At 51.5% G+C, this 13,864-nt stretch carries 11 protein-coding genes and 1 tRNA gene; 4 read left to right on the top strand and 8 right to left on the bottom strand.

Features of this window, described 5'->3' with window-relative positions; translation table 11 throughout:
* Both rpoC and rpoB read right to left on the bottom strand, forming a co-directional pair.
* On the bottom strand, nucleotides 1-2,997 hold a 2,997-nt coding region (gene rpoC / locus VGS28_02800), incomplete at its 3' end, for a DNA-directed RNA polymerase subunit beta' (GenBank protein ID HEV2412713.1).
* Complete coding sequence (rpoB, locus tag VGS28_02795; protein HEV2412712.1) at nucleotides 2,990-6,613, bottom strand: DNA-directed RNA polymerase subunit beta; 3,624 nt, start codon at nucleotides 6,611-6,613, stop codon at nucleotides 2,990-2,992. The genes rpoB and rpoC, both read right to left, overlap by 8 nt.
* Before the next feature lie 308 nt (nucleotides 6,614-6,921).
* Between rpoB and VGS28_02790 the strand changes: the two genes are divergently transcribed.
* Nucleotides 6,922-7,365: a pilin gene (locus VGS28_02790; protein ID HEV2412711.1), complete on the top strand. Its 444-nt coding sequence runs from the start codon at nucleotides 6,922-6,924 to the stop codon at nucleotides 7,363-7,365.
* Nucleotides 7,366-7,379: 14 nt separating this feature from the next.
* Nucleotides 7,380-7,925, top strand: coding sequence for a hypothetical protein (locus tag VGS28_02785; GenBank protein ID HEV2412710.1), 546 nt, complete (start codon nucleotides 7,380-7,382; stop codon nucleotides 7,923-7,925).
* On the opposite strand, the gene VGS28_02780 is transcribed toward VGS28_02785, so the two are convergent.
* Nucleotides 7,922-8,401, bottom strand: a complete 480-nt coding sequence (locus VGS28_02780; GenBank protein ID HEV2412709.1) for a hypothetical protein — start codon at nucleotides 8,399-8,401, stop codon at nucleotides 7,922-7,924. The genes VGS28_02785 and VGS28_02780 overlap by 4 nt on opposite strands.
* A gap of 114 nt (nucleotides 8,402-8,515) precedes the next feature.
* On the opposite strand from VGS28_02780, the gene VGS28_02775 reads away from it, so the two are divergent.
* On the top strand, nucleotides 8,516-9,085 hold the full coding sequence (locus tag VGS28_02775; protein HEV2412708.1) for a hypothetical protein: 570 nt from the start codon (nucleotides 8,516-8,518) through the stop codon (nucleotides 9,083-9,085).
* 26 nt (nucleotides 9,086-9,111) lie between these two features.
* Here the strand turns inward: VGS28_02775 and VGS28_02770 are convergent, their stop codons facing one another.
* Nucleotides 9,112-9,711 (bottom strand): ATP-dependent Clp protease proteolytic subunit, encoded by a 600-nt coding sequence (locus VGS28_02770; protein ID HEV2412707.1) that lies wholly within the window; start codon nucleotides 9,709-9,711, stop codon nucleotides 9,112-9,114.
* A gap of 102 nt (nucleotides 9,712-9,813) precedes the next feature.
* Between VGS28_02770 and VGS28_02765 the strand changes: the two genes are divergently transcribed.
* Complete coding sequence (locus VGS28_02765) at nucleotides 9,814-10,332, top strand: hypothetical protein (GenBank protein ID HEV2412706.1); 519 nt, start codon at nucleotides 9,814-9,816, stop codon at nucleotides 10,330-10,332.
* 13 nt (nucleotides 10,333-10,345) lie between these two features.
* Here the strand turns inward: VGS28_02765 and tig are convergent, their stop codons facing one another.
* From tig to VGS28_02745, 4 genes are all read right to left on the bottom strand, one after another.
* Complete coding sequence (tig, locus tag VGS28_02760) at nucleotides 10,346-11,689, bottom strand: trigger factor (protein HEV2412705.1); 1,344 nt, start codon at nucleotides 11,687-11,689, stop codon at nucleotides 10,346-10,348.
* A gap of 43 nt (nucleotides 11,690-11,732) precedes the next feature.
* Entirely contained in the window at nucleotides 11,733-13,043 is a 1,311-nt protein-coding gene (hisS, locus tag VGS28_02755) for a histidine--tRNA ligase (protein ID HEV2412704.1), read from the bottom strand.
* A gap of 203 nt (nucleotides 13,044-13,246) precedes the next feature.
* The gene (locus VGS28_02750; protein ID HEV2412703.1) at nucleotides 13,247-13,753 is read right to left on the bottom strand and encodes a hypothetical protein; all 507 of its coding nucleotides are present in this window, start codon (nucleotides 13,751-13,753) and stop codon (nucleotides 13,247-13,249) included.
* Nucleotides 13,754-13,776: 23 nt separating this feature from the next.
* Nucleotides 13,777-13,862, bottom strand: a tRNA-Leu gene (locus VGS28_02745).
* Nucleotides 13,863-13,864 lie beyond the last annotated feature (2 nt).

Here is a 13,864-nt window from a genome sequence, read left to right as displayed (position 1 = left end):
AATCTCAGATACGAAAGCTTGACCTTTCGGAGTGCGGGCTTCGAAGAGTTCCTCGACACGTGGCAGACCAGTGGTCACGTCTTCAGCGCCCTTAGTACCGGCATCATGCTTGGTGTCGAGTGTTAGCTGGGTGCCGGGTTCACCGACTGATTGAGCGGCGATAACACCGGCCGGCTGGTAAGCAACCACGGTAACGCCAGTGGCCATATCGATACCGTATGATCGTGGGCTGATACCTCGGAGACTGGTGTCAGAGAGGACGCTCATGATCTTCACTTCATTCAGATCGCTAGCATCAACAGCGTCGGCCACCTCGCGGCTGATGATCTCACCTTTCTTGGTGACTGTCTTGCCATCTAACTTGATAGCCTCAGCTGCAGCACGACCGTAGATTCTGTCTGCGAACGCCACCATAGTATCCTCAGTCTCACTTCGGTAGATTGCAAAACCTGGGTCATCGGAATCTTCGATAGCCGTGAAGACATCCTGGCTGACGTCAACGAGGCGCCTGGTCAGGTAACCGGAGTCGGCAGTCTTAAGAGCGGTGTCGATGAGACCCTTACGGGCACCACGGGTTGCGACGAAGGCTTCCAGTGGAGAGAGACCGCGCTTGAAGCTTGAGCGAACCGGCAGCTCGATGGCTTTGTTAGTCGCATCGACGACGATACCGATCAGACCGGATGCCAGCTTGACGTTATTGAGTGTTCCACGGGCTCCAGAGTCGACCATGACCGAGATAGAGGTGTCCTGGTCGCTTAGTAAGGTCTGGAAGATGTCCTGAGCTTTCTTGTCGACGGCTCGCCAGTTGGCAACGGTCAGGTTGTAGCGCTCCTCGTTGGTGATTAGACCCATCTCGTACTGTTCTTGGATCTCAGCAGCCTTGACGCCACCTTCAGCAATAGCCTCGTCGATGCCAGGAGCCTCAACATAGTCGGTCATGGCCGTTGAGATAGCGGCTTGGGTGGCATATTCAAGGGCCAACTCTTTCATCTTGTCGGCCAGCTGGGCAGTGGTCTCAGGTCCATACTTTTCGAAGACCGCAGCAAGTACTTTGTTGAGCTGCTTCTTGTTCATCGTTGCTTCCTGGTAGGCAAAGTCTTCGGGGAAGATCTCGTTGAAGAGGAAGCGTCCGAGAGTCGTCTCGCGGGTCTTGCCTTTGGCTGGTATGGAGATTGGGTTCTGTAGTTTGATCAGGCCCTGCTCATATGCGTAGACAGCTTCAGCGACCGACGAGAATGGCTTGAGCTTGAGCTGAGCACTAGGCTTCGGGTAGGTCAGGTAGTAACAACCAAGGACGATGTCCTGGGCAATGTTAAGGACCGGAGCACCGTCAGCAGGCTTCAAAAGGTTGCGAGCAGAGGCCATCAGTTCTGCGGCCTCAAGCTGTGAACTCTCTGAAAGTGGCAGGTGGACAGCCATCTGGTCACCATCAAAGTCAGCGTTGAAACCCTTGGCAACCAGCGGGTTGAGCTGGATAGCCTTACCTTCGATCAGTTTGGGCTGGAAAGCTTGGATTGAGAGACGGTGAAGGGTTGGAGCACGGTTCAGAAGAACGTACTTGCCCTTAATTACTTCGTCGAGGGCATCCCAGACGACACTGTTCCCTGACTCGATCAGGCGTGTGGCCGACTTGATGTTGTGGGCATGCTCATTGTCGAGCAAGTAGTGGATAACAAACGGCTTGAAGAGTTCGAGGGCCATCAGCTTTGGCAGACCGCACTGGCTGATCTTTAGCTCGGGGCCGGCAACGATGACCGAACGGCCAGAGTAATCGACACGCTTACCGAGCAGGTTTTGTCGGAAACGCCCCTGCTTACCTTTGAGCATGTCGCTTAAGGACTTGAGGCGGCGACGTCCACCGGCTGAGGAGACGGCTCGGCCACTTCGAGTGGCATTGTTATCGACGAGGGCATCAACGGCTTCTTGGAGCATACGCATCTCGTTGCGGCGGATAACTTCAGGGGCATTGAGGTCAATAAGCTTCTTCAGACGGTTGTTTCGGTTAATAACTCGCCGGTATAGGTCGTTTAAGTCACTGGTTGCGAAACGACCACCAGTCAATTGCACCATCGGTCGAAGGTCGGGTGGAATGACGGGCAGGATTGAGATACACATACTGTTGGCCTTGATACCGGCCCGCTGCATACCCTCAAGCATCTTGAGGCGCATCATCAGTTTGCGCTTGCGTTGGCCTTTGGCGGCTTCTACTTCAGTATTGAGATTGGCAATTAGCTCCGAGATGTCGATCTCGTCAAGGAGGGTCTTAATGGCCTGGCCGCCCATACCAACCTTTATAAGAGCAGCATACTCATCTGGCAGGTTGCGGTAGTCAACTTCACTGATAAGGTGGGCTTTCTCAAGACTTTCAAGCTGATTCTTCTGATCGGTGAATTCAGCCATAGCCGTCTCTAGTTCCTTGGTCTGCTGTTCGGCAAGAGCCTTTACGTTAGCCTCTTCCTTAGCCGCTTCAGCCTCAAATCGCTGCTTGATTTCGTTCTTCTTAACGTCCAGTGCAGCTTCGGCATCGGCAAGGTACTGGTCGCGCTTCTCGGTATCAACACTCAGAATCAAGTAACTTGCAAAGTAGGCTACCCGCTCGAGGTTCTTGACCGTTAAGCCAAGTAGTAAACCGATGGCTGACGGTGTGCCGCGGAGGAACCATATGTGCGTAACTGGTGAGGCTAGGGTGATGTGGCCCATTCGCTCACGACGAACGATCGACTTGGTAACGATCTCACCATTCTTATCGACGGCGATCTCGCGCGAACGGACACCTTTTAACTTGGCGTCGTGTGGTGAGAGGTCTTTTACTGGTCCAAAGATTCTTTCACAGAACAGACCGTCGCGCTCCGGCTTCTGGGTGCGGTAGTTGATAGTCTCTGGCTTGGTAACTTCACCGTATGACCAGGATAGAATGTCATCGGCTGAGGCAACTGCAAGCTGCACAGCATCGAAGTCAGAAATAGCGGTGGTCATGGGCGCGCTAAACTTACTCATTGTGGGCCCCCTCTCCTTCATCTTGTAGGTCATCATTGACGAGGTCGTCCTCATCATTTATTACGTCATCGACAACGGCAGCGTCGTCGTCACCTCCGCCCGAGTCATCATGAACGGGCATGTCTGGCACATCGCCACTGACTGGCGTCTCCAGTTCGTCAGCTACCTTTACGGCATCGAACTCATTCACGACCGATTCGTCGCTGACATCTATTGAAGAGATATCAGGTTTGATCTCGGGAGTATTGGCGGCGGCGTCGGCTACTGCGTCGCGGAGAATCTCCTCAGCATCAACCTCTTTTTTCTTGCTGGCTATCAGGTCAACACGAAGGCCGAGACCTTGAAGTTCCTTGACGAGAACATTAAATGACTCAGGAACCTTCGGACCGCTGATGATATCGCCCTTGATGATCGATTCGTACGCCTTGGATCGTCCGAAGACGTCGTCTGACTTGATTGTGAGCATCTCCTGAAGCGTAGAGGCAGCGCCGTAAGCTTCGAGGGCCCAAACTTCCATTTCACCGAATCGCTGACCACCATTTTGGGCCTTACCACCGAGCGGCTGCTGGGTGACCATGGTGTACGGCCCGATTGAACGGGCGTGAATCTTGTCATCAACCATGTGATGTAGCTTGATCATGTGCATAACGCCGACTGCGGTGCGCTCTTTGAAGTATTCTCCAGTGCGACCGTCGATCAGAGGCATCTTACCGTCTTCTGAAAAACCGGCTTTCTTAAGCTCGTCCTGGATGGTACTGATAGGAACGCCATTGAATGGCGGAGTGACGACTTTGTAGCCGAGCGCCCGAGCGGCCATTCCGAGATGGGTTTCGAAGAGCTGTCCAAGGTTCATACGGCTTGGCACGCCGAGTGGGTTTAAGATGACGTCAACTGGCGTCCCGTCTTCGGTGAATGGCATATCTGCCTCCGGCAGAATACGTGCGACAACGCCCTTGTTCCCATGGCGTCCAGCCAGCTTGTCGCCAACTGAGATCTTACGCATTTGAGCGACAAAGACTTGGACCTGCATGAGGACTCCTGCCTTTAGTTCGTGGCCGTTCTCACGGCTGAAGACCTTAACACCAACGACCTTACCGTGCTTGCCGTTCGGCATGCGCTGTGAAGTATCACGGACGTCCTTGGCTTTCTCGCCGAAGATGGCGCGGAGCAGTCGCTCTTCAGAGCTCAGTTCTTGTTCACCCTTTGGAGTGATCTTACCGACGAGGATGTCACCGGCGTGAACCTCTGCTCCGATACGGACAATACCGTTCTCGTCGAGGTGACGCAGCGCCTCCTCTGAAACGTTTGGGATGTCCCGGGTAACAATTTCGGGGCCGAGCTTGGTTTCACGGACTTCAACCATGAAGTCGACGATGTGGATCGAGGTCAGCTCGTCTTCGCGGACGATACGGTCGCTAAGAATGATGGAGTCGTCCATGTTATAGCCGCCCCATGGCATGAAGGCGACAACGAAGTCTCGACCGAGTGCGAGTTCGCCATCAGCGATCGACATACCTTCGATAAGGACGTCGCCTTTCTTGACTTTATCACCCCTGTTAACGACGACTTTCTGGTTGCAACTGGAACCTTCGTTGGTTCGTACAAAGTGCTGCGGCTGGTATATCTTGACGTCCTTCGGGCCATATTTGACCTGAACTTCGTTACCTTCTGCTTTGACGACTTCACCATCGCCTTCGGCGACTATTAGCTGGCCGGTGTTCTGAGCGATATCGGCTTCCATGCCGGTGCCGACGGTCGCAGACGTCGTTCGAATTAGCGGGACAGCCTGCTTCTGCATGTTTGCACCTGTCAGGCTGCGGTCGACACGGTTCTTCTCGATGAATGGAATCAACGAAGCGGTAGCTCCTAGAATCTGTTTACGAGCTGCATCGAGGTAGGTTACCTCATCAGCATCGATCTCACCTGGGATGGAGTTGATTCGGGCACTAATACGGTCACTCGTAAAGTGACCGTTCTCATCGACTGAGCTTCCAGCTTCGGCAATAATCTCCTGTGATTCAGTCGCAGCGTCTAAGTAGATTACTTTGTTAGACACCACTGCCTTTACTGGGAAAGTGACACGGTCAAGCTTGGCGAGCTTAGCGGCAATCTCCTTGGTGATCTTGGTACCTTTCTTAAAGATGACCTTGCCCTTGTCATCGGTAACGCCTTGACGAAGTACATGTCCTTCAGCGTCTTTGGCGGTGACTGCGTTGATAACCTTTCTATATGGAGTCTCCAAGAAACCGTACTCGTTAATACGGGCATAACTTGCAAGGTTGAGTACCAGGCCGATGTTCGGGCCTTCTGGTGTCTCAACAGTACAAAGACGCCCATAGTGAGTAGCGTGAGCATCGCGGACGTCGAAACCTGCACGCTCACGGCTTAGACCACCGGGACCCATTGAACTGAGGCGTCGCTTGTGGGAAAGCTCGGAGAGCGGGTTGGTCTGATCCATAAACTGACTTAGCTGACTGCTGGCGAAGAATTCGCGGACAGCAGCGACAATTGGGCGAGCATTGATTAGCTGGGTTGGAGTAACAGTTTCGATGTCGCTCATCGACATGCGATCTTTTGCGTTTCGCTCCATTCTGAGCATACCGATACGGAATTGGCGCTGAACAAGTTCACCGACCTGCTTAACGCGGCGGTTGTGTAAGGCATCAATGTCGTCCGGTGCTTCCTGGGTGTTATTCAGGCGGATCAGTTCGGCGATAATGGCAGTTAGATCTTCAAGTCTGAGAACGCGGTTTTCGACCGTGTTAGATACTTTAATATCTAGTCGCTGGTTGATCTTGTAGCGGCCGACGCGGCTGACGTCATAACGCTTAAAGGTAAAGAACATATTCTCCAGAAGCCCACGAGCGTTGTCTACGGTAGCCAAATCGCCTGGCCGCAGACGGCGATATACCTCGATCAGGGAGTCATTCTGACCATGGGTCGGATCCTTTTCAAGGGTTGCGTCGATGTAGTTCAAAGGGCCGGTGTCAACGTGTTTGAAGAGATCTTTGATCTGGGCATTGGTTGAGTAGCCGAGGGCGCGCAAGAATGTCGTGACGGGGATCTTACGACGACGGTCAATCTTTACGTAGAGTGCTCCGTTAGCTGAGGTTTCAAACTCGAGCCAGGCACCTCGCCCAGGAATGAGCTTAGCGCCATAGAAAGAGCGGTTTCCAATAGTATCTGCCGTAAAGAAAACACCCGAAGAGCGGATGAGCTGGTTGACGACCACGCGCTCAGCACCGTTGATAACGAACGTTCCTCGTTCTGTCATCCATGGATATTCACCAAGATAGATCTCTTGCTCTTTAACCTCACCGGTGACTTTGTTGGTTAGCTCGAGAATGGCTTTGAGGGGTGCCTCAAAGTTTGTATTGTTCTCGCGAGCTTCACGTTCGCTTAGTTTTGGCTCGCCAAAACGATACTCTTTAAATCGTAGGGCTAGTTTGGTCCCGGTGTAGTCATCGATTGGGTTGATCTCAGCAAAGATTTCGCCTAATCCTTCTTCTACAAACCATTGGAATGAGCTGAGCTGATGAGCGATCAAGTTTGGCAAAGCAATCGCGTCATCTATTTTTGTAAAAGTTTTGCGCTTTAAAGCCGTACTAGTGGGCATGCAGAGTGACTCCTCCCGCAAATTAATATGTGTTGGGGCCAAAACGGCGCGTTAACTCACTGACCCAGAGTTACAACGCGCACAAAAAAGAACTGCGCCGAAGTTCTTCCAAGCGAAGCTACCCCATTGGATATACATTCAAAGATATACACCTAGCCTCAGCTTACACTACTTCTTAATACTCTATTATTCACGGTCTGTTGGTAAGTGTCAAGGATGTTTTAGATCAAATATGGAATTAGTTATAGGTTGATTAGCAAAAGCATTGTATAATCCCAGGCATAAGGAGTGAAAAATAAAAACCAATCATGAAAATACTACAGACTATCGATACCCACCTGGCTGTAATAGCTGTAACCTTTTTGTCTCTTTTCGCTGTGTCGCTAGTGCCTGCGCTGACTACTCACGCCGCTGACCTGAAAAACTCTAAAAATCCAGTCCAGAATGGAGTATGTAACGGAGTCATCTCTTCAGGTACAAATGACTGCCAAGACACCACAAACACTGGGATCGACTCTGTCGTAAAGAGCGCCCTGACCATCCTCTCTTTCCTAATCGGCGCGGTCTCAGTCGTCATGATCATAATCGGCGGGTTTCGCTACATCGTCTCAGGTGGCGATTCGGGACAGCTAGGCAACGCCAAGAACACCATAATCTACGCGGTCGTTGGGCTGATCATCGTCCTATTCGCTCAGATTATCGTCCACTTCGTGATAGGCAATGTTTCAACGGCGGCTAACAAGAACAGTTAATATATTGTTATCTCATGGCAGACGTCATTGTAGATCCAGAAAGATTGTCTCCTCTAGAGCATGCCCAACTGGTTACTCGAGAACTTGATTACCTTGGTCTGCTCCGACCGCCACACAGTGGAGAGTTTATCCTGGTTGGAAAAGCTGGCCTGTGGGCAGCGGGTCTTTTAAGAACAACACCGACGCTTGATCTGTTAGTGACTGATGATGCTATGTTTGCACTCGTCGGACAGTTGGGTAAGACGCCTACAGGTATCTATCCATCGGGTCACGAACTCGAGCTTGGTCACGATGAATGGAGTCATCGCCGACTGGCGACGGGAAGGTTGGGCGCACATGGGCTCTTTATAACCACTACGCTTGATAATGCCGGACGCCCACTTGAGTTCGAGAGAGCTTCTGGACATCAAGTAGACTTCGCTGGGTTACCTACACTCGATCCTGAATTAACTGCACGAGTGATGCTCTCAAGTATCGATAACGCGACTGTTCAGATTGGCCACGATGCGTTAGTCGCTCTTGCAAGTCGCCGAACGACACCTGTGGGCCGAGTCGGCTAACGACTGCGCCGTCTTTTGCGGCGCTCAGCAGCTTCTCGGTAGCCGGGTGTCCAGACGAGACCTTCCATGGCGAGCGAGAACAGACCACTGGCAGTCGCAATCCATACGACGTCTGTATCTTCTTTTGATGCGTTTTCGGCACTAACGGCCGCCGAAGCATCTGCGGCAGTGTTCGATTCGGAGCCCAATGCGGAGATAGCGATCCCTGTAGCTCGAGACATGATGTCATAGGCTCGACGGTAATCACCCGACTCAGCGGCATGTTCGGCTCGTGAGCGAAGTTGACCTAGCTGGCTATCGCCACTCTGTGCGCCACCCGTATCCATCGCAACATATCCCGTGTCTCGAAGGGCTTGGGCATTTTGCTCGGAGGATGCGTGAAAGAACCCGAACGCAATAATCCCGGCTGTAATAGTCGCAACGGCCCAGTTAACTCGGGGATTGGTTAGGGGGATGTCAAACTCAGGCAGCTTCATGGCCTTACTCACAAATCATTAGGTTGACAGTACGTCAATTATACACTAAAAACAATATAGACTAAGTCTGGGGCGGTGTGACATACTGATTATGAATAAGTGGAAAACAAAAATATGTCAAACGATCAAGAGAATGCAGCCACAGATGGCGTTGAGGAACCACATACTAGATCCTCATCGCAAGCCGGGCTTCAGGCGTATGTGGGCGGTTCGGCAGTGCGTATCGGCGGACAACATGAGGTAGCCACGGAGCCAGTGACAGCCGAGCTTGGCGTTCGTACGTATACTAATATGTCAGAGCGTGTTCCGATTACACATCTATTCATACCAGAAGGCGAGGAAGGCTATGAAGCAGATGTGTTAGCAGTCCTCACTGGACCATCGGAAGGGGATGCGGAGCAATCTAGACGCTACATTGCACGCGCTCCTGATGGCCAGTATGTCGTCGTGGGTTCTGATGGGGACGTATTGCACGTCGACCCGTTTGCGCAAGGAAGTAGCAGGCCTGAAGAGAGAACACGGGTTACTTTTGACTCCGACCACTACGCACTCGTTTACGATGGACGCATCAATGGACGTGACGAACTGTCAATCGAGCGTGACACTGCACATCCAGAGAGCGGCGAGGGTATCACAGTGACAATTGCGCATCTACGTCCTGCAGAAACAGTACAAGCTGCTTAAACTGTTACCGTCGCACTCCTCCTCTCTTAGGCGTGCTCAATGACATCGTCAACGATGCCATACTTTTTGGCTTCATCAGCCGTCATGTAGAAGTCTCGTTCCATATCTTCATGAAGCCTCGACTGTTTCTGGCCGGTATTTTTGACCATGATCCCTTCAATGAGAGCTTTCAGGTTTAGAGCTTCTCTGAGATCGATCTCCTGATCGGTGATCTTACCTTGAGTGCCGCCATGTGGCTGGTGAATCATGATTTTGCTGTGCGGCAGAGCGAAACGCTTACCTTTCTTACCTGAGGCAAGCAGGATGGCTGCGGCGCTGGCTGCCATGCCGGTGCAGATTGTCTGTACGTCAGGCTTGATGTAGTTCATGGTGTCGTAGATAGCAAGACAGTCGTAGACAACACCACCGGGGCTGTTGATATAGAAGAAGATGTCCTTCTTTGCATCCTCTGCTTGGAGGAAGAGTAACTGAGCGATTATAAGGTTGGCGGTTGTTGAGTTAACCTCTGTTCCCAAGAAGATGATTCGGTCCTTAAGAAGCCGTGAATATATGTCGTAGGCACGTTCCCCCATATGGGTCTTTTCGATAACCGTAGGTACGAGAATGCTGTTTGATACGTCTGTCATATACAACTATAGTAAGGCTTTAGCACTCGTCAGTCAAGAGTGCTAAATCGTGATGATCCTGCCTGCGTTGACAGAGGTTATATCATATTATAAAATAATTTTATGTATAGAGCCAGAAAGACCGGCCTCAGACGAGTTGCCTCTTTCATGGAGAGCGCATTCCCGTTTGAGTACGTCTCACGTGCGCCAGTCAGAACTGCCCTAGCAGGTATTGCCATTATCGCCGGCTTTACCTCGGCGTTTGAAGCGGGTACCAGTTTTATTGCCCAACAGACTTCATACGAAGCTGCATCGAATATGAGTAGTGACAGCCCGCCCGTAACAGTTGGCGGCCACACCTATCGTGCTCCGTTTTCGACTCGACAACAAGCACGCCTATCGAGCGAACTTTACGGTCGTTCTAATCACCAAACCGACACGGGTGTCATCGAGCTTGGTGTCTTTGCGGTACTTGAGTTTGGTGGTATCTGGTCGATACGAGATGCTAGAAGACGAGGGGCTCGGAGGTTCCTGCTCGACAGGTTCGCAGATCATCCAGATAGACATATCGTTCGTTCCCTCGAAGCACCACCGGATCGCAAGCACGATAGAGGCACACCTCGTCCTCCGTCGCACGGCTAGCAAGCCTGAACGGCTATTTCTTGGCTGGACTCTTTTTCTTCGCTGTCTTAGTTGTAGGCTTCTTGGTTTGCGCAGCACCTGTGGCCAGATCGTAGAGCTTGTTAAGCGTCTTGGTGGTAACGATCTGATTGAGAACCTGGCGCTTGGCATCCTCAGTATCTAATTGGGCGCGCATTTGGGGATCTGTATATCTCTGTTTAATTGTTTCAATCTCGGCTGCAAGCTCTTCCTGGGAGACATCGATTTCCTCATCCTTGGCAAGCTTGGCCAGGACCAGCCCGGTGACGACCCGTTTTTCTGCTTGACCATGGATCTCGCTCTGCATCCATTGGTCTTCGGTCTGTTTTGTTTGGGCCAGGTAATCATTCAGGGTCTGTCCGCGGTATGTCAGGTTCTGTAATACGTCATGACGAACGGTTGCCTCCTGTTCAGAGATGAGTGTTGCTGGAAGCGGCACCTTGCTCTTGGAGACAATCTCTTCGATCAGATCGCTCTTGAGCTTGTTGCGAGCCTCCTCCTCGCGCTGGTCATGCAACTCTTTCTTGATGTCATCTTTGAGTTCTTTGATGGTCTTGAACTGGCCAACTTTCTTAGCAAATTCATCGTTGGCATCGGCCAGTTTCATGGCTGTTACTTTTTTGACAGTCACAGAAAATGTGACGTTCTGACCAGCCAAAGCGGCTACACCATAATCTTTAGGAAACGTGAGAGTGAACTCTTTCTGGTCGCCAACTTTAAGACCGACTAGCGCTTCTTCAAAACCTGGGATAAACGTATGCGAGCCCAGCTTCAGCGGATAGTCTGTTCCGCTCGCTCCACTGACAGGGGCACCGGCGATGTCCGTGCCGCTGAAATCGATGGTCACCTCATCCCCGTCTTTAGCCGCTCGTTTGACCTCTTCTTTTTCCGCGAGCTGAGTACGTAGACGCTCGATAACTTCATCGACGTCAGCCTGTTTGACGGTTACTTTCGGTACTTCTTTTCTTATCTTTCGGTAGTCGGGAAGTGTGATGTCAGGGACAACTTCAACTTCTATGGTGAAGTTTAAGAGCTTGTATGGCTCGAACTTTGTCACTTCTACCTTCGGTTGTGCTAGTGGGCGAGCTTTCGACTCCACCATAGCCGGTGTGTAGTATTTTTGGACTGCGGCTTCAGCAACTTGCGCATCAAAGGTGGCTCTATTAATATGCTGTTCGGCCACTTTCGCTGGGATCTTGCCGGGTCTGAAGCCGGGTATCTTCATTGTAGAAGTGGCGGACTTAAGGGTGGCATCTTTGACTGGGCTGATCTCTTTGGCGTCGAGCTCGACTGCCACTTTGATCATAGTTGGGGAGAGTTTTGTAACCGTGTATTTCATATCTTGCCTAGTATAGCTTCACCTTGCCCTTTTCCAAAACTAACTATTCGTCAGTCCGGTAGTCCTTAACGCTGCTGACTACTCGCTCAAGCGCCACTTTCTCTTCTTCGCCCGTAGCAACGTGCTTAAGAGTAAAGAGCTCATCCTCAAGCTCCTGTTTACCGATAAAGAGAATGTATGGGATCTGTTGCTTAACGGCTGTCTTTATCTGTTTATCGAGTTTGCGTCTGGTTATATCGACGGCTACATTGACGTCCTCTTCACGAAGCTGCTTGGCGACTGCCTGAGCTTCTTTCATGACATCTCCAAGAACGATCATGTAGATTTCAGTGGATGATGGGAGCTTAGGGAGTAGTTTGTGGGTTTTGAGGAAGTCGAGAATCGTGACGTCCCCTTTACCAAAACCAACCACCGGAACTGGTTCAACACCGAACAGACCGACAAGGCCGTCGTAGCGACCACCACCGAACAGGGACCGGCTGTTTTCTGGGTCAATATCGTAGACCTCAAAGACAATATCAGTATAGTAGTCAAAGCCGCGCATGAGAGTGATATCGAATGTGGCATTCGTGATCCCATGTTCACGAAGTAGGCTGAAGAGCGTCTGGACCTCCTGCATAGCCGTTGTCTCTTGGAGCTCCTTCGGTAGTTCCGCCATGGTTGTAGCACTCAGGAGTGCAGCTATTTTGCGTAGTCCCTCACTCCGCTGCTGGTCGTCAAAGATCTCAGCTGCCTGGCGGCTGAACTCGTTGATATCAATCTTATCCTTGCGGTCGAACAGCTTGATCATCAGCTGTGATTGAATGACATCGAGCCCAAGATAGCTCCCCATCATTGTGTTTACAAGCAGGCGACTATTAATCTTGATGGTGTACATCTTACGTGTCGCGCCAAATGCCTGCATCAAGCGATCGGCTACCGAGATGATCTCTAACTCGGCATCAACCGTATCAACGCCGAACAAGTCAACATTAAGTTGCCAGTGCTCACGCAGCCGCCCTTTCTGGGGTCGTTCGTAGCGCCAGAGGTTGGGAATCGAGTACCAACGGATTGGGAAAGCTAAGTCTTGGCGCCGACCGGCCACCATACGGCTGACTGTCGGGGTCATCTCAGGCCTGATGCAGACCTGCCGTCCGCCGCGGTCCGTAAAAGTATAGGTCTGTTCGTTGACGATCTCCTGTCCCGACTTAGCGGTATAGAGCTCGATCGGTTCTATGAGTGGCGCATCATACTCTTCATAGCCGAAGCTTTCAGAGACTTTGCGCCAAGTGTCGTATACGTAGTTTTGAATGCGCATGTCCTCGGGGTAGAAGTCCCGAGTGCCTTTGTATGGTTGTGTAGATAGTGCTGCCATAGTTGTTAATGCTCACTTAATAGATGATATGAAGGTTTGATTCTATAACTCGGTATGGCACCATACACTAACGACCCACATGGCTTTGAGCCTTCTCATGTAAGGGTTGCGACGTCTGTAAATGGTGGTTGCGGCAGGCATCATAAATACGTTCTTCAATCTGTTGAACATTATACTATAGTCTTGAGATTTGTCTGCGGTGATCAGGCGGCCAGACTCTCCTGGCAACTGCCAGGTCTCTGGGCGATCCGCGGGGCTGACCTATCTTCATCACAGACAAGGCTTAAGCTTTGGGTTGTCAACGGCAGACTGATCTGATCGGTTATACCCCAGCGACCTCCACCTGCTCTGAAACAGCCTATTCGCGCTATGACGTTGCGCTGGTGTACGCTTGTCGGAGTGGTCACGGGGAACTGGAAGAGTCCTATTCTACCACCGTCTCTCTCGTCTAGGTGGACGAACTTGCCCACTGCGTATATACCAGCAAGCTGCTGAGCACCGCAACTTACTGTGCCCGATTCAACGACTGTTTCGAGTGAGGGGCGACTGCTCGGCCCCCCACTCAAGAAAGCACCGGTGAGTGCACCGGCAAAAATCAATGCCATCGTTACCCCGTAGCCAACTGGGTGACGTACCTCGTGTCTGCGAAAGCGCGTTGGCTGCCATTGCTCGCCGATATCTTTGCGTCGTTCAATTGTAATACCTAGCATAATCTGAACTCACTGATGAAATATGGTGCGCGGGGTGGGACTCGAACCCACAAGCCTTTTGGGCACGACATTTTAAGTGTCGCGTGTATACCAATTCCACCACCCGCGCGA

It is taken from the genome of Candidatus Saccharimonadales bacterium, from assembly GCA_035945435.1.
GTDB lineage: Bacteria > Patescibacteriota > Saccharimonadia > Saccharimonadales > DASZAF01 > DASZAF01.
This window is presented reverse-complemented; position numbering and strand designations above follow the sequence as displayed.

Coding starts and splice junctions, on each gene's coding strand:
- rpoB (HEV2412712.1), bottom strand. CDS start 6,613: ATGCCCACTAGTACGGCTTTAAAGCGCAAAACTTTTACAAAAATAGAT.
- VGS28_02790 (HEV2412711.1), top strand. CDS start 6,922: ATGAAAATACTACAGACTATCGATACCCACCTGGCTGTAATAGCTGTA.
- VGS28_02785 (HEV2412710.1), top strand. CDS start 7,380: ATGGCAGACGTCATTGTAGATCCAGAAAGATTGTCTCCTCTAGAGCAT.
- VGS28_02780 (HEV2412709.1), bottom strand. CDS start 8,401: ATGAAGCTGCCTGAGTTTGACATCCCCCTAACCAATCCCCGAGTTAAC.
- VGS28_02775 (HEV2412708.1), top strand. CDS start 8,516: ATGTCAAACGATCAAGAGAATGCAGCCACAGATGGCGTTGAGGAACCA.
- VGS28_02770 (HEV2412707.1), bottom strand. CDS start 9,711: ATGACAGACGTATCAAACAGCATTCTCGTACCTACGGTTATCGAAAAG.
- VGS28_02765 (HEV2412706.1), top strand. CDS start 9,814: ATGTATAGAGCCAGAAAGACCGGCCTCAGACGAGTTGCCTCTTTCATG.
- tig (HEV2412705.1), bottom strand. CDS start 11,689: ATGAAATACACGGTTACAAAACTCTCCCCAACTATGATCAAAGTGGCA.
- hisS (HEV2412704.1), bottom strand. CDS start 13,043: ATGGCAGCACTATCTACACAACCATACAAAGGCACTCGGGACTTCTAC.
- VGS28_02750 (HEV2412703.1), bottom strand. CDS start 13,753: ATGCTAGGTATTACAATTGAACGACGCAAAGATATCGGCGAGCAATGG.